This window comes from Luteococcus japonicus, assembly GCF_003752415.1.
Taxonomy (GTDB): Bacteria; Actinomycetota; Actinomycetes; order Propionibacteriales; family Propionibacteriaceae; genus Luteococcus; species Luteococcus japonicus.
Window position 1 is genome coordinate 2,717,726 of record NZ_RKHG01000001.1, and the last position, 18,665, is coordinate 2,736,390.

An 18,665-nucleotide genomic window follows, 5' to 3' on the forward strand; every position below is an offset into this window, starting at 1 on the left:
GAGTGCGCGTCGGGCTCAGAGCCCCAGGTCCTCCAGACCCAGCGCGTAGCGGTACTGCAGCCCCGCGGTCTCGATGGTCTCCTTGGCGCCGGTGTTGCGGTCGACGATGCAGGCGACGCCCACCACCTCGGCACCCGCCTCGCGCAACGCCTCGACGGCGGTCAGCGCGGAGCCACCGGTGGTGGAGGTGTCCTCGACCACGAGCACCTTGCGTCCCGAGACCTCGGTGCCCTCGATCCGGCGCTGCATGCCGTGGGCCTTCTCGGCCTTGCGCACCACGAAGGCGTCGAGGCGGCCACCGTCGTGCGCGGCGGTGTGCAGCATGGCGACGGCGATCGGGTCGGCGCCCAGTGTGAGGCCTCCGACGGCCTCGAAGTCCCAGTCGGCGACGAGGTCGCGCATGACGCGGCCGACGACGGGAGCGGCGGCGCCGTCCAGCGTCACGCGGCGCATGTCCACGTAGTAGTCGGCCTCCTTGCCGCTGGCCAGGGTGACCTTGCCGTGCACGACGGCCAGGTTCTTGACGTGCTCGATGAGCTCTTCGCGATCGGTCATGACTTCACAGTAGTGGCGCGGTGGGTGCCCGTACGCGCTCGGCGTAGGCCAATCCGGCCGCGCGCCCCTGCCCACCCGTTAGTGTTGCCACATCAGTTCTCGAGACTCGGAGTGACCCATGTGGACCATCCTGTTCATCCTGCTGGGCCTGTTGGTGCTTGCGGGCATCCTGTTCATCGCGCCCTACAACGGCTTCGTCCGCCAGCGCAATGTGATCCAGGAGTCCTGGCGCCAGGTCGACGTGGAGCTGAACCGGCGTTATGAGTTGCTGCCCAACCTCGTCGAGACGGTGCGCGCCTATGCCGGACACGAGCGCAACACCCTGGAGGAGATCACCAAGCTCCGCAGCCAGGCGATGGCCCTGTCCCAGGGCGGCGCCGCGGAGGCCGATCCGGAGCGGGCCAATGTCGAGGCCCAGCTGTCCGGTGCGGTGCGCAACATGATGGTCAGCGTCGAGGCCTACCCAGAGCTGCGCAGCAACCAGAACTTCCTCGAGCTGCAGCGCCAGCTGGCCGAGACCGAGGACCGGATCGCCGCCGGTCGTCGCTTCTACAACGCCAACGTGCGCGCCTACAACACCAAGGTGGAGTCGGTGCCCAGCAACATCGTGGCCAACATGTTCCACTTCGAGAAGGCCACCTACTTCGAGGTGAACGACGCCGCCGTGCGCCAGGCGCCCGACGTGAACTTCGGGGAGATCAGCTACCGCGGCGACGCCCCGCAGCAGCATGCCCCGGGCGTCAACCAGGCCGCCTCGGCCACCAGCAATGAGCTGCCCAACCCACAGGCTCCCCAGGCTCAGCAGGCCTGGCAGCCCGAGCAGCAGGCCCAGCCGCGGCCGCGCGACGGTCAGTGACCCCTCGCCCCTGAAGCATCCGGCGGCCCCGTCCCTCCTCGTGAGCGGCGGGGCCGCCGTCATGCCGACCGCTGGCATCCAGTTCGTCGTGCGGGACTCCCATGGACATGGTCTGGCCAGTCTGGACTTCGCGTGGGAGGACCAGATGGTCTACGTGGATCTACGGGGAGAAGCAGCGTGACAACGACCTGGCGGACCTTGGATGGCGGCAGGTGCGCTGGATGGACCGGGACCTCCAGAAGCCCACCATCCTGACCCGGCGCATCCGAAGAGCCCTGGGGGCCTGACATGCAGCAACCGTTCCCGACGGGTGCAACCGCTACGACGGTTGCAGGTGTCAGGAACGGTTGCAGGATGCAGCCAGCCGGCGGAACCCAGGCTCAGGCGGCCTCTTCCTTCTTGGCCTTGCGCTTCTCGTTGAGGTACTCGACGATCATCGGCACGACGGAGATGAAGACGATCAGCAGCAGCACCAGGTCGATGTTGTCGCCGATGAACTTCACATTGCCGAGCAGGTAGCCCAGGAGGGTGACGCCCCAGACCCAGATGACGCCACCGACGGCGGTCCAGGTGATGAAGTGGCGGAAGTTCATGTGCGAGGCGCCGGCCACCATCGTGACGAAGGTGCGCACGAAGGGCACGAAGCGGCCGAGCACCAGCGCCTTGGAGCCATAGCGCTCGAAGAAGTCGTGTGACTGCTGGAGGTGCTTCTCGCTGAATATCTTGCCGAAGAAGTTGTCCCGCGGCTTGAACAGCCAGGGACTGACGAACTTGCCGACGTAGTAACCGGCGACATTCCCGACGATCGCGAAGACGGTCATGATCAGGCAGGCGACGACGTAGACCATCGGCTTGCTCATGCTGCCGAAGGTGATTGACGGGGGGGTCATCGCGATGAACATGCCGACGGTGAACAGCAGCGAGTCACCGGGCAGCACCGGGAAGATGGCGCACTCGAGGAAGAGGATCAGGGCCACGCCCCACAGTGCCCAGTTGCCCAGGTTGTGGATCAGGGTTGCCGGGTCCAGCCAGTCGGGCATCAGCATCGGGGTCAGCAGCATGCTGCTCATCAGGTCGGTCACGCTCGACAGGCTAACGTGGGGGACTGTGACCAACCTGAGCCATGACCCTGCTGCGGCTGTCGAACAGGCGCCCGATCCGACGGCCCCGACGGCCGGCGTCGGCCCCCATCCGCAGCCGTGGCCCGATGATCCCAGGCTGGACCCGGAGCTGCTGGCCGTCGGGGATCGCCGCAATGTTCTCGACGAGTTCCGCTACTGGCGGCTGGAGGCCATCGTGGAGGAGCTCGACACGCGGCGCCATGGCCTGCACGTCGCCATCCAGAACTGGGAGCACGACTTCAACATCGGTTCGATGGTTCGCACCGCCAATGCCTTCAACGTCGCCGGCGTGCACATCGTCGGGCGGAGACGGTGGAATCGTCGTGGCGCCATGGTCACCGACCGCTACCTGCACGTGCACCACCATCCGGATGTCGCCTCCCTCGTCACCTGGCTCGACGAGCACGGCGTGAGCCCGGTGGGCGTGGACAACCTGCCCGGCAGCGTGCCCCTGGAGCAAGAGCCGCTCCCGGAGAAGTGCTGTCTGGTCTTCGGTTCCGAGGGGCCCGGCCTGACCGAGGAGATGGTGGCCGCCTGCTCGAAGTTGGTCGCGATCACCCAGTACGGGTCAACCCGGTCCATCAACGCCGGTGCAGCCGCGGCCATCGCGGTGTACTCCTGGGCGCTCCAGCACGCCCGGTGAGCGACGCCCGCGTGCCAGGGGCATGAGCCCAGCTGGTATGGTTGGCAGACCACGCGTTCGGGTGGTCGCATCTTCCGGGAGGGTTCTTCGATGGAGGTCGTCGACGACGACAGGGTGATCACCACCAAGAGGGCGCAGGTGCGCCAGATCCTCGAGCGTCGCATCCGTGAGGAACTGCACGCTGGTGACGCCCTGGAATCGGAGCGGGAGCTGGTGGGTCAGCTCGGTGTCAGCCGGGTGACCATCCGTCAGGCCATCGCGGACCTCGTGGAGGCCGGCCTGCTGGAGAAGACCCAGGGCAAGGGCACCTTCGTCACCGGCCCCCGGATCAATTCACGCCTGCACCTGATGAGTTTCAGTCGCGAGATGCGGGCCCGTGGCCTCAAGCCGCGCACCCAGGTCCTGTCCGCGGCGGAGGAACCGGCCAGTGAGGAAGTGGCCGAACGCCTCCGGATTGCCCCGGGGGACCAGGTGGTCCGGTTGGAGCGGCTGCGGACGGCGGACGGCACTCCGATGGCCCACGAGGTGGGTTGGTACCCCTCGGCCCTCTTCCCTGGTCTCTTGCAGCACAACCTGGCGGCCGTCTACGACCTGATGGTGGAGCGCTACGGGCTCGACGCCACCCACGGCGAGCAGAGCGTGAGCGCCGAGGCCGCGGACATGGACAGTGCGCGGATCCTGGGGATCGCCCGTCGGGCGCCCCTCCTGGTCCAGGAGCGGCTCACCTTCGCCGACCAGACGCCGGTGGAGTTCTCCTTGAGCCGTTACCGTGCGGACCGCTACCGCATCCACTCCACCCTGCTGCCACGCGCCCAGGCCCGCGCCGAGGACGCGGCCGAGCACCCTACGATGGGGTCATGAGCCAAGACTCCCAGGGAGCGTCACGGTCCGAAGCTGCACGCGAAGGATTCGTGGTGGGATTCAATCCCGTGCCAATGGCCAATTCCGTGGCGACGCTGGCCTCCACGTTGAGGGGCTCGATCCTGTGGACCCTGCTCGGTGCAGCCATCTGGACGGGCGTCTGGTGGACCCAGCGCGAGCGGTGGGGCAGCCCGTGGTTGCTGGTGGCGGGCTATGGCATCAGCATCGTCTTGATCATCGTGACGGCGCTGAGACTGGTCAACGCGCGGCGCAACCTGTCCCGGATCGGTCGCGGCGCCGCCCTCGAGGCCACCCGGCAGGGCCTTCGCCTGCACACGCTGGAGGGTGCGGTGCTGGACCTCGACTGGTCACAGGTTCGTGCCCTGAAGGCTGCCGGTCTGCGGGTGGGCGCTGGTCCCGAGCTGGTGGTGGAGGCCGTGCAGGGCAAGGTCTGGTCCATGCCCCTGAGCTTCCTGGACGCGCTTCCCGGCACCATCGACGGGGGAGTGCGCGCCATGTCCGGCGGCCGCCACGGCCTCGACCTCTCGGGGCTGGACGCGATCTTCTGACCCGGTGCTGCGCTGGGCGACGTTCTTTGGAAGAATGGGGACCGAGCAACACCGTTCCCAAAAGAAAGAGGCAGACATGCCCATCGCATCTCCCGAGGTCTACGCCGAAATGTACGAGAAGGCGAAGGCAGGCAAGTTCGCCTACCCCGCCATCAACATCACCTCGTCGCAGACCATCAATGCGGCCCTCAAGGGCTTCGCGGATGCGGGTTCGGACGGCATCCTCCAGGTTTCCACCGGTGGCGCCGAGTACGGCTCCGGCCCGAGCATCAAGAACATGGTGACCGGCGCCGTCGCGCTGGCTGACTACGCCCGCGAGGTGGCCAAGAACTACCCCATCAACGTCGGCCTGCACACCGACCACTGCCCCGAGCCCAAGCTCGATGGCTACGTCCGCCCGCTGCTGAAGCTCTCGGCCGAGCGCGTCGCCCAGGGCCAGGACCCGATCTTCAACTCCCACATGTGGGACGGCTCCGCCCTCGACGACGTCGAGAAGAACCTGCAGATCGCCGAGGAGCTGCTGGCCCAGACCAAGGCCAACCACCAGATCCTCGAGATCGAGATCGGCGCCGTCGGCGGCGAGGAGGACGGTGTCGTCGGCGAGATCAACGACAAGCTGTACACCTCCGTCGAGGACGCCCTGCGCACCGCCGAGGTCCTCGGCCTGGGCGAGAAGGGTTCCTACCTGACTGCCTTCACCTTCGGCAACGTGCACGGCGTGTACAAGCCCGGCAACGTGAAGCTCCGCCCGGAGATCCTCAAGGACCTGCAGGCGGCTGTCGCGAAGAAGTACGGCACCGACGAGAAGCCCTTCTTCCTGGTCTTCCACGGCGGTTCCGGCTCCACCGAGCAGGAGATCTCCGACGCCGTCGACTTCGGCGTCGTCAAGATGAACGTCGACACCGACACCCAGTACGCCTTCACCCGCCCCGTCGTGGATCACATGATGAAGAACTACGACGGCGTGCTCAAGATCGACGGCGAGATCGGCAACAAGAAGCAGTACGACCCCCGCGCCTGGGGCAAGAGCGCCGAGGCCGGCATGTCGCAGCGCATCGTCGAGGCCTGCCAGCAGCTGCGTTCGGCCGGTACCCACACCGCCTGATCGCCCAGCGCCTGACTGACGACGGCCGGTTCCCCGTAGGGGGAACCGGCCGTCTTCCTTGTGTCGAGTTCCTTGTGTCGAGTTCCTTGTGTCGAGTTCCTTGTGTCGAGGCTGCGAGGGGCTACCAGGAGCCGATGCCGCCCCCGCCATTGCCCTCGCGCACCTGCGTCTGGGTGTCGACGGCGGTACGGGCCTGGAGCGAGGCCTTGGCTGCGGCCACCTCCAGGCTGACCTCGCCATCCGCATTGCGCGGGGTCCAGCCCAGATCGGGCGTCCACTCGCTGCCGCAGCCTTCGCACGCGAAGACCCGTCCGGCATCGACGACCTCGTCGGTGGGGTGCCAGTTGCACTTGCCAGTGCACTCGTGGGACTCAAGTTCTCGTGTCATGGCAAAGAGTCTGTCATGGCAGGTGGCTGGCGTGGTGTGAGCCTTGTCACGCAGCATCATGGCTTGTGGTCCGACCAGCTGGGAGAACTTGTCGAGGGCACCTTGTGCGGTCGTGCACAAATGCGACCCCGGGGTTCAAAGTGCCCAGCCAGCGTGGAAGTATGGAGCCATGAGTCCGCGACAAATTGGCGTTACCGAGGTCGCTCTCCGCGACGCACACCAGAGCCTGATGGCAACCCGTATGGCCATGGAGGACATGGTCGAAGCCTGTGCTGACATCGATGCAGCCGGCTACTGGTCTGTGGAGTGTTGGGGCGGTGCCACCTTCGATTCCTGCATCCGATTCCTGAACGAAGACCCGTGGGAGCGTCTGCGCACGTTCCGCAAGCTGCTGCCCAACAGCAAGCTGCAGATGCTGCTGCGTGGCCAGAACCTGCTGGGTTACCGTCACTACGAAGACATGGTCGTCGAGAAGTTCGTCGAGAAGTCGGCAGAGAACGGCATGGACGTCTTCCGCGTCTTCGACGCCCTGAACGATCCCCGCAACATGGCCCAGGCCATGCAGGCCGTGAAGAAGACGGGCAAGCACGCCCAGGGCACCATCTGCTACACCATCTCCCCGCTGCACACCACCGAGGGCTACGTGAAGCTCGCCGGCCAGCTGCTGGACATGGGTGCCGATTCCATCGCCTTCAAGGACATGGCGGCCCTGCTCAAGCCGCAGCCCGCCTACGACATCATCCGTGGCATCAAGGAGACCTACGGCGAGGACACCCAGATCAACGTCCACTGCCACTCCACCACCGGCGTGACCATGGTCACCCTGATGAAGGCCATCGAGGCCGGCGCCGACGTCGTCGACACCGCCATCAGCTCGATGTCGCTCGGCCCGGGCCACAACCCCACCGAGTCCCTCGTCGAGATGCTCGAGGGCACCGAATACAGCACCGGGCTGGACATGGACCGGCTTATCAGCATCCGCGACCACTTCGCGACGATCCGCCCGAAGTACAAGGCCTTCGAGTCCGCCACTCTGGTGGACACCGACATCTTCCGCAGCCAGATCCCCGGCGGCATGCTCTCCAACATGGAGAGCCAGCTCAAGGCCCAGGGCGCTGGCGACCGGATCAAGGAGGTCATGGAGGAGGTGCCCGTCGTCAAGAAGGACGCCGGTTTCCCGCCGCTGGTGACCCCGTCCAGCCAGATCGTCGGCACTCAGGCCGTCTTCAACGTCCTGATGGGCCGTTACAAGGTGATGACCGGCGAATTCGCCGACCTGATGCTGGGCTACTACGGCGAGTGCATCGGCGAGCGCAACCCCGAGGTTGTCGAGCTGGCCAAGGCGCAGCAGAAGAAGGACGTCATCACCGGCCGTCCGGCCGATCTGCTCGAGCCCGAGTGGGAGAAGCTGGAGACCGATGCCGCGGCTCTGCCCGGCTTCAACGGCACCGAAGAGGATGTCCTCACCAACGCGATGTTCCCGGGTGTCGCCCCGAAGTTCTTCGCCTCCCGTCAGGATGGCCCGAAGAATGTCGGCAAGACCGCCGAGCAGCTCCAGCGCGAGCAGGACGTTGCCGCGGGCAAGGCGCAGGCCCTCAGCTCGCCGATCACCTACAGCGTCAGCTTCGACGGGCGCCAGCACAGCGTCAAGGTCGAGCCGGCCTGATCGACTACCACCCACGAGCTGAATCGACTAAGGAAAACAATGGCAAAGCACACCATGGCAGAGCGCCTCGAGCATCTGGCCAGTGAGCGGGCCCGAGTCCATGCAGGTGGCGGCGAGAAGCGCATCGAGAAGCAGCACGAGAAGGGCAAGATGACTGCCCGGGAACGTGTGGATGCCCTGCTCGATCCCGGCACCATGCTGGAGGACGGCGCCTTCCGCAAGAACCGCACCACCTTCTTCGGGATGGACAAGGCGGACATGCCCGCCGATGGCGTCATCACCGGAGCTGGTGCGGTGCTCGGACGTCCCATCCACTTCGCCTCGCAGGACTTCACCGTCTCCGGTGGCTCCGCGGGCGAGACGCACAACATCAAGGTGGCCGAAGCGCTGCACGCCTCGCTCGAGACGGGCACGCCCTTCGTCTTCATCAATGACTCGGGCGGCGCCCGTGTCCAGGAGGGCATCGACTCGCTGTCCGGTTACGGCAAGGTCTTCTACGAGAATGTCCTGCTGTCCGGCGTCGTGCCGCAGATCTCGATCATCGCCGGCCCCTGCGCCGGTGGCGCGGTCTACAGCCCGGCCCTGACCGATTTCATCATCCAGACCCGCAAGGCCCACATGTTCATCACGGGCCCCGGCGTCATCAAGCAGGTCACAGGTGAGGACGTCACGCAGGACGAGCTCGGCGGCGCCGACGCCCAGATGTCCTCCGGTGTGGTCAGCTTCGTCGCCGACGACGACGAGCAGGCCCTGCTGATCGCGAAGAAGCTGCTCAGCTTCCTGCCGCAGAACAATGCGGAGGATGCGCCGATCGTCGCTCCCGACGAGAATGTGGCGTCCAACGAGAAGCTGCGCGGGATCATCCCCGAGGAGAGCAACAAGGGCTACGACGTGCGCGAGGTGATTCGCGAGATCGTGGACCGGGGCGACTTCCTCGAGGTGCGCGCGGGCTGGGCGAAGAACCTCGTGGTCGGCTTCGGCCGCGTCGTGGGCCGCACCGTCGGCTTCATCGCCAACAACCCGTCGGTGATGTCGGGCGTGCTGGACATCGACTCCTCTGACAAGGGTTCGACCTTCATCCGCTTCTGCAATGCCTTCAACATCCCGATCGTGAACCTCGTCGACGTGCCCGGCTTCCTGCCGGGTGTCGCCCAGGAACGCGGCGGCATCATCCGCCACGGCGCGAAGATGCTGTTCGCCTACTCGGCGGCCACCGTCCCGAAGATCACCATCGTGATGCGCAAGGCCTACGGCGGTTCGTACCTGGCGATGTGCTCGAAGGACCTGGGCGCTGACAAGGTCTTCGCCTGGCCGAGCGCCGAGATTGCCGTGATGGGTGCCGAGGGTGCCGCGGCCGTGGTCTTCCGTCGGGAGATCGCCGCTGCCGAGGATCCCGAGGCCCGCAAGAAGGAACTCGTCGAGGAGTACCGCGAGACCTTCTCCACGCCCTACATGGCTGCCGCTCGTGGCCAGGTCGACGACATCATCGATCCTGCCGACACTCGTCGTCAGATCGCCTTGACGCTGGAGATCCTGCAGAGCAAGCGCCAGCTTCGTCCCGCCAAGAAGCACGGCCTCGAGCCGGCCTGATCGGAGCAACAATGACTGAAGCAAGCACTGCTCAGCTGCAGGAGCTGGTGGCCGAGCTCTCCAAGCGCCTCACCGCGCTGGAGTCCCAGGTCGCAGGTCTCAAGGCCAACCAGCAGATTCCCGAGGACGTCATGGTGGCCATCTCGGCCGCCGTGTCCGCCTACCTGGGCCACAACGCCGAGGTGAAGGCTGTGCACCTGCGCAACCGGAACAACTGGGCGACGGAGTCCCGCGGGCGTGCCCACTTCCGGGCCGTCTGACCACTACTGAACCTGAGACGAGAGAAGTGACATGAAACTGAAGGTGACCGTCAACGGTCAGGAATATGTGATCGACGTCGAGGTGGAGGAGGAGCAGCAGACGCTGGCTCCCATCGTGATCGGTGGCGGCGGCCCGATGGCCGCTCCGGCGCCGGGCACTGCCTCCATGCCCGCTGGCTCCTCGAATGCCGTCGTCGCGCCGCTCGCCGGCTCGGTGGCCCGCATCCTGGTCAAGGAGGGCGACGAGGTGACCGCCGGCCAGGTGCTGGTGGTGCTCGAGGCCATGAAGATGGAGACCGAGATCACCGCCCCGGCGGCTGGCAAGGTCGGCTCCATCCTGGTTGAGGCGGGGACGCCCGTGCAGGGTGGCCAGGCCCTCATCGAGCTGGCCTGATCCACGGACAGCAAGGCGGCGGGACCCCTCGGTGTTCCGCCGCCTTGCCATGCTCCCCGGCCCCGTGTTCCCGAGGTGTGTCAGGGACGTTCCCTGAGCCCGTCTGGGGCGCCCTTCCTGAAGGAAGTCTGATCCGGGGGCGGAGCAGTTGTCCGGAACCCACATATGACGTACGTTCTACTTAACCAACACCGGTAGCGGAGGTTGGGGTTCTACATCCAAGTGGGGGATGTGCGAGAGGTCGCAAGACCTGTCGCGAGAACGCAAAGCAGTGGCGAGGCCTTCGGGCCTCGCCACTGTGACGTTTCCGGGTGGTCAGCCCTCGCGGTGGACCTTGAACTGCGAGGCCTGGGCCCGCGGGCGGATGGTCATCCGGTCGATGTTCACGTGCCGCGGGCGAGTGGCCATCCAGGTGATGGCATCGGCGACGTCGTCGGCCACCAGGGGCTCGTCCACCCCGGCATAGACCTTGTCCGCCTTGGTCTGGTCCCCGTGGAAGCGGGTCAGGCTGAACTCGTCGGTGTGCACCATGCCGGGGGCGATCTCGGTCACCCGGACGGGCCTGTCGAAGAGCTCGAGCCGGCAGGCCTCGACGATCGCGCGCTCGGCCGACTTTGCGCCGCAGTAGCCGGCCGCGCCCTCGTAGGCACCGTCGGCGGCGGTCGAGGTGACGAAGACGATGGTGCCCTCCGCCTGTTCCAGGGCCGGGAGCAGGGCCTTGGTCACCCGAGCGGTTCCGAAGACATTGACCTCGAACATGGTGCGCCAGGCCTCCAGATCGGCTTCCGAGACCGGCTCCAGGCCGACGGCGCCACCGGCATTGTTCACCAGCAGGTCCAGCCGGTCACCAACCTCGCGGGCAAGGGTGTCCACCTGCTCGGCGTCGGTCACGTCGCAGGCAAGGGCACGTCCACCGATCTCGTCGGCCACGGCCTGGATCCGGTCAATGCGCCGGGCGGCGCAGATCACGTGGTAGCCCTCACCGGCCAGATGGCGGGCGGTGGCCGCCCCGATGCCGGAGGAGGCACCCGTCACGAGGGCAATCTTTCGCTTGCTGTTGGCGTCGCTGCTCATGCCTTGATTCTTCCATTCCGACGCAGAAGGGCAAGCCCTGCGCCGGTGCGGACGTGCCGCGATCGGTAGGGTGGGGGCATGACCTACAAGCTCATCCTGCTCCGCCACGGCGAGAGTGAGTGGAACCAGAAGAACCTGTTCACCGGCTGGGTGGACGTCGACATCAATGAGAAGGGCGTCGGCGAGGCCAAGAAGGCCGCCGAGCTGCTCCAGGCCGAGGGCCTGCTGCCGGAGAAGCTGCACACCTCCCTGCTGCGCCGCGCCATCCACACCGCCTACCTGGCCCTTGACGGTTGCGACCGTCACTGGATCCCCGTCGAGCGCAGCTGGCGCCTCAACGAGCGTCACTACGGCGGTCTGCAGGGCCTGGACAAGGCCGAGACCCTGTCCAAGTACGGCGAGGAGCAGTTCATGGCGTGGCGCCGCAGCTACGACACCCCGCCGCCCGTGCTGGACAAGGACGCCGAGTACTCGCAGTTCCATGACGCCCGCTACGCCGACATCCCCGAGGCCGAGCGTCCCCAGACCGAGTGCCTGAAGGACGTCGTGGCGCGCATGCTGCCCTACTGGGAGAGCAACATCAAGCCCGATCTGGCCGCCGGCAAGACCGTCCTGGTCACCGCCCACGGCAACTCGCTGCGCGCCCTGGTCAAGCACCTGGACGGCATCAGCGACTCGGACATCGCCGGCCTGAACATCCCCACCGGCATCCCGCTGTACTACGAGCTGGACGACAACTTCAAGCCCGTCACCAAGGGTGGCAAGTACCTGGACCCGGAGGCCGCCAAGGCGTCCATCGAGGCCGTCAAGAACCAGGGCAAGAAGTGACCCTGCGGGACTGACACCTGCCCAGCAATGCACGAGGCCCGGACCATCAGGTCTGGGCCTCGTGTCGTGAGGATGGGTTGATCAGGCGTTCGGCCAGTTCTCGCCGTCGGGGGCCTCGCCGGTGATCACGTAGATGATGCGGCGGCCCATGGCGACGGCGTGGTCCGCGATGCGCTCGTAGTAGCGGCCCAGCAGGGCGGCATCGACGGCCATCTCCACGCCGTGCTCCCAGTCATCGGCCAGCAGCACCTTGAACTGCTCGGCGCGCAGCTCGTCCATCTCCTCGTCGTTCTCGGCCAGCTTGCTGGCCTCCTCGACGTCCCGGTCGTCCAGGGTGCGGCCGGCGGCGGCGATCATGGCGTCGGCCAGCTGGGCCATCCGGGTGAAGTTGGCCTCCAGGGGTGCCGGCACGGCGTGCTCGGGGTAGCGCAGGCGAGCGATCTTGGCGACGTGGGCCGCGAGGTCACCCATGCGGGCGAGCTCGAAGACCATGCGCAGGGCAGCGACGATGGTGCGCAGCTCCCCGGCGACGGGGGCCTGGCGGGCCAGGAGCTGGAAGCACTGCTTCTCGATCTGCTCGTGCATGGCGTCGAGACGGGCGTCATCGGCAATGACGCGCTCGGCGATGCGCAGGTCGGCCTCCAGCAGCGCCCGGGTGGCGTCATGCACCTGGGTGCGCACATTGCTGCTCATGCTCACCAGCTGGTTGACGACGTCGTTGAGTTCTTCGTGATAGGTCTCGCGCATGGCAGGGGTGCCTTCCTCGGTGGTGCGACTGGTCGCGTCATGACATCCTGCCACCCTTGGGCGCAGGCATCGTCAACGAGATTAGGGTCAGGCGGGGGACGAGATGCTGACTTCGGGTTTCCAGCAGGTGAACAGTCGGGAAATCGTTTCTGTGGCGCTCGGTGCGAGGGTCTGCATCGCGGCACATGGGCACTGACCGGGCCATATGCTGGGGCAGTGATGACTGCCCTCTGGATACTGCTCGGCCTCGCGCTGGGTCTGGTGCTGGGGATCGGTGTCACCTGGTGGTGGATGCGTTCACTGTCCCGTTACGAGCAGGTGGCCCAACCTGAGCCGACGAAGCCGTCCGTCGTGGAGCCCCAGGTCGTGGAGGTGGTGAACCTGCTGCGTTCCGCCGCCCTGGTGATCGGCCCGCATGACGAGGTGCTGCACAGCAATCCACAGGCCCGCACGCTCGGCATCTGCCGCGGGGACCGCGTGGTCATCGCCGAGGTGCTCGAGCAGATCCGCGCCGTGCGCCGCCAGCAGGAACCGGTCGTCTTCGACACCGAGGTGGGTCGCGGCATCGGGGCCCCGTCGCTGCACCTCAACGTGCGGGTCTCCCCGTTGGGGGACCGGCAGGTCCTGGTGCTGGCCGATGACCGCACGCCACTGCTGCGCGTCGACGAGACCCGCCGTGACTTCGTGGCCAATGTCGGCCACGAGCTCAAGACCCCGATCGGGGCGGTCCGGCTGTTGGCGGAGGCCGTGGAGACCGCCGCCGATGATCCCGAAGCCGTGCGTCACTTCGCCGCCCGGATGCAGCGCGAGTCCGCGCGCCTGGGCGAGCTGGTCACCCAGATCATTGACCTGTCGCGCCTCCAGGCGGACGACCCGATGTTGCGTGCAGAGTTCGTCCAGGTGGGCGACATCCTCGACGATGCCCTGGCCCGCAGCCGGGAGCTGGCCACCAAGCGCGCGGTGAATCTCGTCCGCACGGGCGACGAGGAGTTCACAGTGCTGGGGGACCGCACCCAGCTCACCGACGCGCTGGCCAACCTGGTGACCAATGCCATCGTCTACTCCGATGAGAAGGCACGTGTGGCCATCACCACGTCGCTCGTCGACGAGGACGGCGACAATTTCGTCGAGGTCAGCGTTGCCGACAACGGCATCGGGATCAGCGACGAGAACCAGCAGCGCATCTTCGAACGCTTCTACCGTGTGGACTACGGACGGAGCCGGGACAATGGCGGCACCGGACTGGGGCTGTCCATCGTGAAGCACATCGCCGCCGTGCACGGCGGCACGGTCAATGTCTGGAGCAAGCTCGGACAGGGCTCCACCTTCACCATCCGGCTGCCCCTGCAGCCCTCAACGTTGGAATCGGAAAGGTTGTCATGACTCGCGTTTTGATCGTCGAGGACGAGGAGTCCTACCGCGAGGCCACCGGCTACATGCTCCGCAAGGAGGGCTTCGAGGTCAGCGAGGCGCCCGACGGTGCCAAGGGCCTGGCCGAGTTCGAGAGGGTCGGTGCAGACCTGGTGCTGCTGGACCTGATGATGCCGGGCATGCCCGGTACCGAGGTATGCCGCCAGCTGAGGACGAGCAGCAATGTGCCGATCATCATGGTCACGGCTCGCGACGCGGAGATCGACAAGGTGGTCGGCCTGGAACTGGGCGCCGACGACTATGTCACCAAGCCTTTCAGCCATCGGGAGCTGGTGGCGCGGATCCGGGCAGTGCTGCGTCGTGGTCAGGACCAGGAACTCGTTCCTGAGCTGATCGAGGCCGGGGGCGTGCGGATGGACGTGGAGCGCCACGAGGTCACCGTTGACGGGGAGCCGATCCGGCTGGCCCTCAAGGAGTTCGAGCTGCTGGAACTCTTGCTGCGCAATTCCGGGCGCGTGATGACCCGCGGACAACTGATCGACCGGATCTGGGGAGCCGACTACGTGGGCGACACCAAGACCCTGGACGTGCACGTGAAGCGCCTGCGGGCCAAGATCGAGCGCGACCCGTCCAGTCCGACGCTGCTCGTCACGGTGCGCGGGCTCGGATACAAGTTCGAGGGCTGATCCCCGCTGGACCCGGCATGACGAAACCCCGACACCTCGCGGTGTCGGGGTTTCGTCTACCTGCGGCTTCCGGAGTGGCCGCGTGGTGGCCGAGCCCTTGCTCAGGCCGACGGAGTGGCGCTCGGAGTGTTGATCTGGTGGGCCTTGGCGTCGACGACCGGAACGGTCATGGTCAGCGGGCTGGCCTTGCCGAACTGCAGGGAGATCTGGGTCATGCCGCCCGGCTTGACGTCACCCTTGACGGTCATCTTGGAGTCCGCCAGCTTGACGCCCTTGTCGGCCGGGAGCTTGATACTGGTGGCCGGGCTGATGGTGAGCCCGCCGGCGGGATCACCGGATTCCGTCAGCGCGGTGCCGGAGATCTTGGTCAGCGTGTCGTCGGCATTGGCGATCACGGTTCCGGCGAGGTGCATGGAACCTCCGTCGCTGACCACCATCAGGTTGCGCACCTTGACACCGGCGGCATCGGTCTGGACGCCGGCGGCGGGCTGGTACGGGTCGAGCGTGTCGTAGTTGGCACAGCCGGTCATGCCGAGACCAATCACCGCGACGGCGACGAGGGCAACGGGGCGGAGCCGGGAGGTGGGAGCAGGCAGGGTCATCGTCAGGTTTTCCTTTTCGGTGTCCGGATGCGATCAGACTAGCCATTTTCCTCATCCCGCGCCTACCACGCGCTCGGGTTGTGCCGCTGCGCGGGCGCGAAGAATGCTCATCACCCGCACACGAGGTCGAATTTGTCAACCCTTTCGCCAGATCCCAATACCGCTTGACAAGGCAAGATGCAAGTCAGGTCAACCTTTGTCCGTGCTAGAATGGACCCCGGGAAAGGGGTTGCGAACAATATGACGTTTACGGTCGGTGAGACGGTGGTGTACCCCAATCATGGGGCTGCAGTCATCGAGGACATTGAAACCCGCAAGATCAAGGGCGAGGACCGCCTGTACCTGGTTCTGAGGATCATTGGGCAGACCGATCTGGTCGTGAGGGTGCCGGCGTGCAACCTTGACCTGGTGGGCGTGCGCGATGTCGTGGACCAGGCCGGACTGGAGAAGGTCTTCGCAGTGCTGCGTGCGCCGCACACCGAGGAGCCGACGAACTGGTCCCGTCGCTACAAGGCCAACCTGGAGAAGCTGCACAGCGGCAATGTCCTCAAGGTTGCCGAGGTGGTGCGAGACCTGTGGCGTCGCGAGAAGGAACGCGGTCTGTCCGCCGGCGAGAAGCGAATGCTCGCCAAGGCCCGTCAGATCCTGGTCTCCGAGCTCGCCCTGGCCGAGAAGGTTGAAGAGGACCGCGCCGAGGTCATGCTCGACGAGGTGCTGGCCTCTTGATCTGAGGCCATCCCGAGTTCTCCAGGAACCGCCCCCATCATTGCGATGGGGGCGGTTCTTCGCGTTGCGGGCTGGGTACTGACGGGTCCATCGTCGACGACGGACTGGCATACTGGCGAGCATGTCGGAGCCCGTCGTCGCCATCATCGTTGCTGCAGGTCTTGGTACCCGATTCGGGGGACAGACGCCGAAGCAGTTCCTCCGGCTCACCGGCCGTGCCGTGGTGACGGTGGCGGTGGAGGCCATGGCCGCGGGCGGATGCACCCACGTGGTCGTGGTGATCAACGAGAAGGCGAGCGAGCACTGGAGTGACTCCGGATCACCGATCCCCGTCTTCACCACCTTCGGCGGGTCCAGCCGGCAGGAATCCGTGAGGAAGGGGATCGAGTTCGTCCACGACCACCCGGAACTGCGCGGCGCGCGTGTGGTGCTGATCCACGACGCGGTACGCCCGATGGTCCCCGCCCACGTCGTGCACAGTGTGGTCAAGGCCGTCGACGAGGGTGCGGCGGCCGTGGCACCCTACGTTCCGGTCACCGACACCATTCGTCGCGTCCGGGAGGATGGGCACGGCTCCGAGGTCCTCGACCGGAGCCAGCTGCGCTCCATCCAGACGCCACAGGGCTTCCCCCTGGACGTGATCGTTCGGGCCCACCGTGAGATGGCGGACCGCGACGTCCCCTTCACCGATGATGTGAGCTGTGTTGAGGCACTGGGCCACGAGGTGGTGCTGGTGGAGGGCTCTCGCCTGGCCATGAAGATCACCGAGCCAACCGACCTGACGGTTGCCAAGGCCTTGTGGAAGGTACGCCGCACGATCGGACACCACTCCGGCCGCCGTGTCTTCAGGCTGGGCCGACGATGAGCATCCCCTTCCGCATCGGCATCGGCACGGACGTGCACCAGCTCGTCGAGGGCGAACAGATGCACTGCGCCGGCCTGTACTTCCCCGACGAGAGCATCGGCCTGTCGGGGCACTCCGACGGGGACGTCGCCTGCCATGCCGCCTGTGACGCGCTGCTCAGCGCCGCCGGGCTGGGAGACCTGGGCAGCAACTACGGCACCGCGGAACCGGAGTGGGCGGGGGCCAGTGGCACCGCCTTCCTCCAGGAGACCGCCCGCCGGGTCCGGGCCGCGGGCTACGAGATCGGCAATGTGGCGGTGCAGGTGATCGGGAACCGCCCCCGGATGGCGGCGCGCCGGGCCGAGGCGGAAGGCGTGATGTCCGGGGCTCTGGGCGCGCCGGTGAGCGTGTCGGCCACCACCACCGACGCCCTGGGGCTCACCGGCCGAGGTGAGGGCGTCGCGGCCATCGCCACGGCCCTGGTCGTGGCCTCCTGACTCAGCGAACCTTCTGTGCCGGGGCACTGAAGCTGTTGCACGCACCCACAGAGGTGCTCTCCAGACCAGTGCCGGTCCACGCCATCCGGCTGGCGCCGGAACCGTGGTTGCCCTCGTAGTTCTTGCGGCCGGTCAACACGTCGTCGCCGATCGAGTAGAAGAGCTTGCCCACATTGGCCAGTTCCTCGTCGCTCATCTGTGTCGACTGCTGGATGGAGCCCAGGAACTGCCCGGCGAAGCAGTCCGCCTGCACCTCCAGGCGACGGCTCAGCTGCAGACCCGTGGACTTGCTGGACTTCTCCTCCCACGCGAGTTCGGAGATGAGGATGGCACTGCGTGCCTGCACGGCGTGCCCGAACTCGTGGGCCACGACGGCCTCGGTGATGAAGCGGGAACCGCGCAGTGAGCGGGGCACGACCGTCGGGAGGTCCTCCGCGTAGTAGACCTGCTGGTCCGCCCCGCAGTAGACGGCATTGGCGGCCGGCAACTTCCCACACTTGGTGGTCACGCTGCCCGAATAGACGGTCACGCTGGGGCGGACCGGTTTGAAGCCGGCATCGGTCAGGGGCTGCTCCCAGACGCGCATCAGGCAGCCCATCATGTCGTTCAGGTGCGTGGTCAGCTCTGGCTTGGAGGCATTGTCCACGTCGATCTCCCGCATGTCGCAGCGCACCGGGCGCGGCACCGCGGTGGCATACAGCGGGTTCGCCTTCAGCAGGCTGGTGGCCTCCTCGTAGGTCTCGGGCTCCGGGAGGCCGGGCGGGCGAGTGTCGGCAGGGGGCACGGCATAGTCGTCATTCTGGTAACCGCCCGGGGGCGCGGAGGCCGCTGATGTCGGTTGCACCGACGGTTGGTTCGACGGCAGTTGGCTGGCCTCTGAGGCGGGCGGCTGTGCCATCGTCGCAACCTCGGTGGGGGCGGGCACCGGCATGGTCTCGACCACCTTGGTCAACACCCAGCCCAACAGAAGCAGGCCAAGGAAGCCCATCACGGCCAGCACCAGCAGTGCCTTGAGCAGTGTCACCAGCGGGTTGCGACGACGACGCGGAGGACGCCCGTAGGTCTGGCCCGGGTATGGCGGCCTGCCCACCGGGTACTGGTAGGGGGGACGCTGTTGGTACCCCTGCTGCCCGAAGACCTGCCCGGGATGCCCCAACTGTGCCTGCTGCCCGCCGGACGGCCGCTGGCGCGCGCCACCAGTGCCCCACGGGCTTCCCTGGGGCGGTCCCCACGGGTTGTCCTGCCGGCCGGGCCACTGCTGCTGCGTCACAGTGCGAGGATA

The 18,665-nt window shown here is 66.7% G+C and carries 22 protein-coding genes; 15 read left to right on the top strand and 7 right to left on the bottom strand.

What is annotated here, in order from left to right; all coding sequences use genetic code 11:
* Positions 1-15: 15 nt before the first annotated feature.
* On the bottom strand, positions 16-555 hold the full coding sequence (gene pyrE, locus EDD41_RS12840; RefSeq protein ID WP_123576182.1) for an orotate phosphoribosyltransferase: 540 nt from the start codon (positions 553-555) through the stop codon (positions 16-18).
* 118 nt (positions 556-673) lie between these two features.
* Here pyrE and EDD41_RS12845 point away from each other — a divergent pair, with 118 nt between their 5' ends.
* A complete protein-coding gene (locus EDD41_RS12845) occupies positions 674-1,411 on the top strand; it encodes a LemA family protein (RefSeq protein WP_123576183.1) in 738 nt (245 codons plus the stop codon).
* Positions 1,412-1,791: 380 nt separating this feature from the next.
* On the opposite strand, the gene EDD41_RS12855 is transcribed toward EDD41_RS12845, so the two are convergent.
* Positions 1,792-2,481: a DedA family protein gene (locus tag EDD41_RS12855; RefSeq protein WP_094763279.1), complete on the bottom strand. Its 690-nt coding sequence runs from the start codon at positions 2,479-2,481 to the stop codon at positions 1,792-1,794.
* A 148-nt stretch (positions 2,482-2,629) separates the two neighbouring features.
* On the opposite strand from EDD41_RS12855, the gene EDD41_RS12860 reads away from it, so the two are divergent.
* The 4 genes from EDD41_RS12860 to fbaA all read left to right on the top strand — a co-directional run bounded on the left by EDD41_RS12860 (position 2,630) and on the right by fbaA (position 5,710).
* The gene (locus EDD41_RS12860) at positions 2,630-3,175 is read left to right on the top strand and encodes a TrmH family RNA methyltransferase (protein ID WP_245995756.1); all 546 of its coding nucleotides are present in this window, start codon (positions 2,630-2,632) and stop codon (positions 3,173-3,175) included.
* A 90-nt stretch (positions 3,176-3,265) separates the two neighbouring features.
* Positions 3,266-4,036, top strand: coding sequence for a GntR family transcriptional regulator (locus EDD41_RS17890; RefSeq protein WP_170165378.1), 771 nt, complete (start codon positions 3,266-3,268; stop codon positions 4,034-4,036).
* 53 nt (positions 4,037-4,089) lie between these two features.
* A complete protein-coding gene (locus tag EDD41_RS12870; RefSeq protein WP_143813797.1) occupies positions 4,090-4,605 on the top strand; it encodes a hypothetical protein in 516 nt (171 codons plus the stop codon).
* Between the two features lie 76 nt (positions 4,606-4,681).
* Complete coding sequence (gene fbaA / locus EDD41_RS12875) at positions 4,682-5,710, top strand: class II fructose-bisphosphate aldolase (protein ID WP_123576185.1); 1,029 nt, start codon at positions 4,682-4,684, stop codon at positions 5,708-5,710.
* Positions 5,711-5,831: 121 nt separating this feature from the next.
* Here the strand turns inward: fbaA and EDD41_RS12880 are convergent, their stop codons facing one another.
* The gene (locus tag EDD41_RS12880; protein ID WP_148060564.1) at positions 5,832-6,098 is read right to left on the bottom strand and encodes a hypothetical protein; all 267 of its coding nucleotides are present in this window, start codon (positions 6,096-6,098) and stop codon (positions 5,832-5,834) included.
* 169 nt (positions 6,099-6,267) lie between these two features.
* Between EDD41_RS12880 and EDD41_RS12885 the strand changes: the two genes are divergently transcribed.
* The 4 genes from EDD41_RS12885 to EDD41_RS12900 are packed head-to-tail and all read left to right on the top strand — an operon-like array spanning position 6,268 to position 10,008.
* Positions 6,268-7,764 (top strand): methylmalonyl-CoA carboxytransferase subunit 5S, encoded by a 1,497-nt coding sequence (locus tag EDD41_RS12885; RefSeq protein ID WP_094763212.1) that lies wholly within the window; start codon positions 6,268-6,270, stop codon positions 7,762-7,764.
* 39 nt (positions 7,765-7,803) lie between these two features.
* Complete coding sequence (locus EDD41_RS12890; protein WP_094763211.1) at positions 7,804-9,354, top strand: acyl-CoA carboxylase subunit beta; 1,551 nt, start codon at positions 7,804-7,806, stop codon at positions 9,352-9,354.
* 11 nt (positions 9,355-9,365) lie between these two features.
* On the top strand, positions 9,366-9,614 hold the full coding sequence (locus EDD41_RS12895; RefSeq protein WP_094763210.1) for a hypothetical protein: 249 nt from the start codon (positions 9,366-9,368) through the stop codon (positions 9,612-9,614).
* Between the two features lie 31 nt (positions 9,615-9,645).
* The gene (locus tag EDD41_RS12900) at positions 9,646-10,008 is read left to right on the top strand and encodes a biotin/lipoyl-containing protein (RefSeq protein ID WP_094763209.1); all 363 of its coding nucleotides are present in this window, start codon (positions 9,646-9,648) and stop codon (positions 10,006-10,008) included.
* A gap of 315 nt (positions 10,009-10,323) precedes the next feature.
* On the opposite strand, the gene EDD41_RS12905 is transcribed toward EDD41_RS12900, so the two are convergent.
* Positions 10,324-11,082, bottom strand: a complete 759-nt coding sequence (locus EDD41_RS12905; protein ID WP_094763208.1) for an SDR family NAD(P)-dependent oxidoreductase — start codon at positions 11,080-11,082, stop codon at positions 10,324-10,326.
* A 78-nt stretch (positions 11,083-11,160) separates the two neighbouring features.
* On the opposite strand from EDD41_RS12905, the gene EDD41_RS12910 reads away from it, so the two are divergent.
* Entirely contained in the window at positions 11,161-11,910 is a 750-nt protein-coding gene (locus EDD41_RS12910) for a phosphoglyceromutase (RefSeq protein ID WP_123576187.1), read from the top strand.
* Positions 11,911-11,991: 81 nt separating this feature from the next.
* On the opposite strand, the gene phoU is transcribed toward EDD41_RS12910, so the two are convergent.
* Complete coding sequence (gene phoU / locus EDD41_RS12915) at positions 11,992-12,657, bottom strand: phosphate signaling complex protein PhoU (RefSeq protein WP_123576188.1); 666 nt, start codon at positions 12,655-12,657, stop codon at positions 11,992-11,994.
* A gap of 219 nt (positions 12,658-12,876) precedes the next feature.
* Between phoU and EDD41_RS12920 the strand changes: the two genes are divergently transcribed.
* Complete coding sequence (locus tag EDD41_RS12920) at positions 12,877-14,040, top strand: sensor histidine kinase (protein WP_123576189.1); 1,164 nt, start codon at positions 12,877-12,879, stop codon at positions 14,038-14,040.
* Positions 14,037-14,714 carry a response regulator transcription factor gene (locus EDD41_RS12925; RefSeq protein WP_123576190.1) on the top strand — a complete coding sequence of 226 codons (678 nt, stop codon included), beginning with the start codon at positions 14,037-14,039 and terminating at the stop codon, positions 14,712-14,714. Before EDD41_RS12920 ends, EDD41_RS12925 begins: the two co-directional genes overlap by 4 nt.
* A 101-nt stretch (positions 14,715-14,815) precedes the next feature.
* On the opposite strand, the gene EDD41_RS12930 is transcribed toward EDD41_RS12925, so the two are convergent.
* Positions 14,816-15,316, bottom strand: coding sequence for a hypothetical protein (locus tag EDD41_RS12930; protein ID WP_094763203.1), 501 nt, complete (start codon positions 15,314-15,316; stop codon positions 14,816-14,818).
* A 240-nt stretch (positions 15,317-15,556) separates the two neighbouring features.
* Between EDD41_RS12930 and EDD41_RS12935 the strand changes: the two genes are divergently transcribed.
* The 3 genes from EDD41_RS12935 to ispF all read left to right on the top strand — a co-directional run bounded on the left by EDD41_RS12935 (position 15,557) and on the right by ispF (position 17,383).
* Complete coding sequence (locus EDD41_RS12935) at positions 15,557-16,042, top strand: CarD family transcriptional regulator (protein ID WP_094763202.1); 486 nt, start codon at positions 15,557-15,559, stop codon at positions 16,040-16,042.
* Positions 16,043-16,151: 109 nt separating this feature from the next.
* A complete protein-coding gene (ispD, locus tag EDD41_RS12940; protein WP_094763201.1) occupies positions 16,152-16,907 on the top strand; it encodes a 2-C-methyl-D-erythritol 4-phosphate cytidylyltransferase in 756 nt (251 codons plus the stop codon).
* A complete protein-coding gene (gene ispF, locus EDD41_RS12945; protein ID WP_123576191.1) occupies positions 16,904-17,383 on the top strand; it encodes a 2-C-methyl-D-erythritol 2,4-cyclodiphosphate synthase in 480 nt (159 codons plus the stop codon). The genes ispD and ispF overlap by 4 nt, the downstream gene beginning before the upstream one ends.
* Before the next feature lies 1 nt (position 17,384).
* Here ispF and EDD41_RS16945 read toward each other — a convergent pair whose 3' ends face one another.
* Positions 17,385-18,653, bottom strand: a complete 1,269-nt coding sequence (locus tag EDD41_RS16945; RefSeq protein WP_170165379.1) for a neutral zinc metallopeptidase — start codon at positions 18,651-18,653, stop codon at positions 17,385-17,387.
* Between the last annotated feature and the right edge of the window lie 12 nt (positions 18,654-18,665).

Excerpts from the sequence above, each read along its gene's own strand:
- EDD41_RS12935 (WP_094763202.1), top strand. The coding sequence starts at position 15,557 with ATGACGTTTACGGTCGGTGAGACGGTGGTGTACCCCAATCATGGGGCT.
- EDD41_RS17890 (WP_170165378.1), top strand. The coding sequence starts at position 3,266 with ATGGAGGTCGTCGACGACGACAGGGTGATCACCACCAAGAGGGCGCAG.
- ispF (WP_123576191.1), top strand. The coding sequence starts at position 16,904 with ATGAGCATCCCCTTCCGCATCGGCATCGGCACGGACGTGCACCAGCTC.
- pyrE (WP_123576182.1), bottom strand. The coding sequence starts at position 555 with ATGACCGATCGCGAAGAGCTCATCGAGCACGTCAAGAACCTGGCCGTC.
- EDD41_RS12880 (WP_148060564.1), bottom strand. The coding sequence starts at position 6,098 with ATGACACGAGAACTTGAGTCCCACGAGTGCACTGGCAAGTGCAACTGG.
- EDD41_RS12895 (WP_094763210.1), top strand. The coding sequence starts at position 9,366 with ATGACTGAAGCAAGCACTGCTCAGCTGCAGGAGCTGGTGGCCGAGCTC.
- EDD41_RS12845 (WP_123576183.1), top strand. The coding sequence starts at position 674 with ATGTGGACCATCCTGTTCATCCTGCTGGGCCTGTTGGTGCTTGCGGGC.
- EDD41_RS12910 (WP_123576187.1), top strand. The coding sequence starts at position 11,161 with ATGACCTACAAGCTCATCCTGCTCCGCCACGGCGAGAGTGAGTGGAAC.
- EDD41_RS12925 (WP_123576190.1), top strand. The coding sequence starts at position 14,037 with ATGACTCGCGTTTTGATCGTCGAGGACGAGGAGTCCTACCGCGAGGCC.
- EDD41_RS12920 (WP_123576189.1), top strand. The coding sequence starts at position 12,877 with ATGACTGCCCTCTGGATACTGCTCGGCCTCGCGCTGGGTCTGGTGCTG.
- EDD41_RS12930 (WP_094763203.1), bottom strand. The coding sequence starts at position 15,316 with ATGACCCTGCCTGCTCCCACCTCCCGGCTCCGCCCCGTTGCCCTCGTC.
- EDD41_RS12890 (WP_094763211.1), top strand. The coding sequence starts at position 7,804 with ATGGCAAAGCACACCATGGCAGAGCGCCTCGAGCATCTGGCCAGTGAG.
- EDD41_RS12885 (WP_094763212.1), top strand. The coding sequence starts at position 6,268 with ATGAGTCCGCGACAAATTGGCGTTACCGAGGTCGCTCTCCGCGACGCA.
- EDD41_RS12900 (WP_094763209.1), top strand. The coding sequence starts at position 9,646 with ATGAAACTGAAGGTGACCGTCAACGGTCAGGAATATGTGATCGACGTC.
- EDD41_RS12905 (WP_094763208.1), bottom strand. The coding sequence starts at position 11,082 with ATGAGCAGCGACGCCAACAGCAAGCGAAAGATTGCCCTCGTGACGGGT.
- phoU (WP_123576188.1), bottom strand. The coding sequence starts at position 12,657 with ATGCGCGAGACCTATCACGAAGAACTCAACGACGTCGTCAACCAGCTG.
- fbaA (WP_123576185.1), top strand. The coding sequence starts at position 4,682 with ATGCCCATCGCATCTCCCGAGGTCTACGCCGAAATGTACGAGAAGGCG.
- EDD41_RS12855 (WP_094763279.1), bottom strand. The coding sequence starts at position 2,481 with ATGAGCAGCATGCTGCTGACCCCGATGCTGATGCCCGACTGGCTGGAC.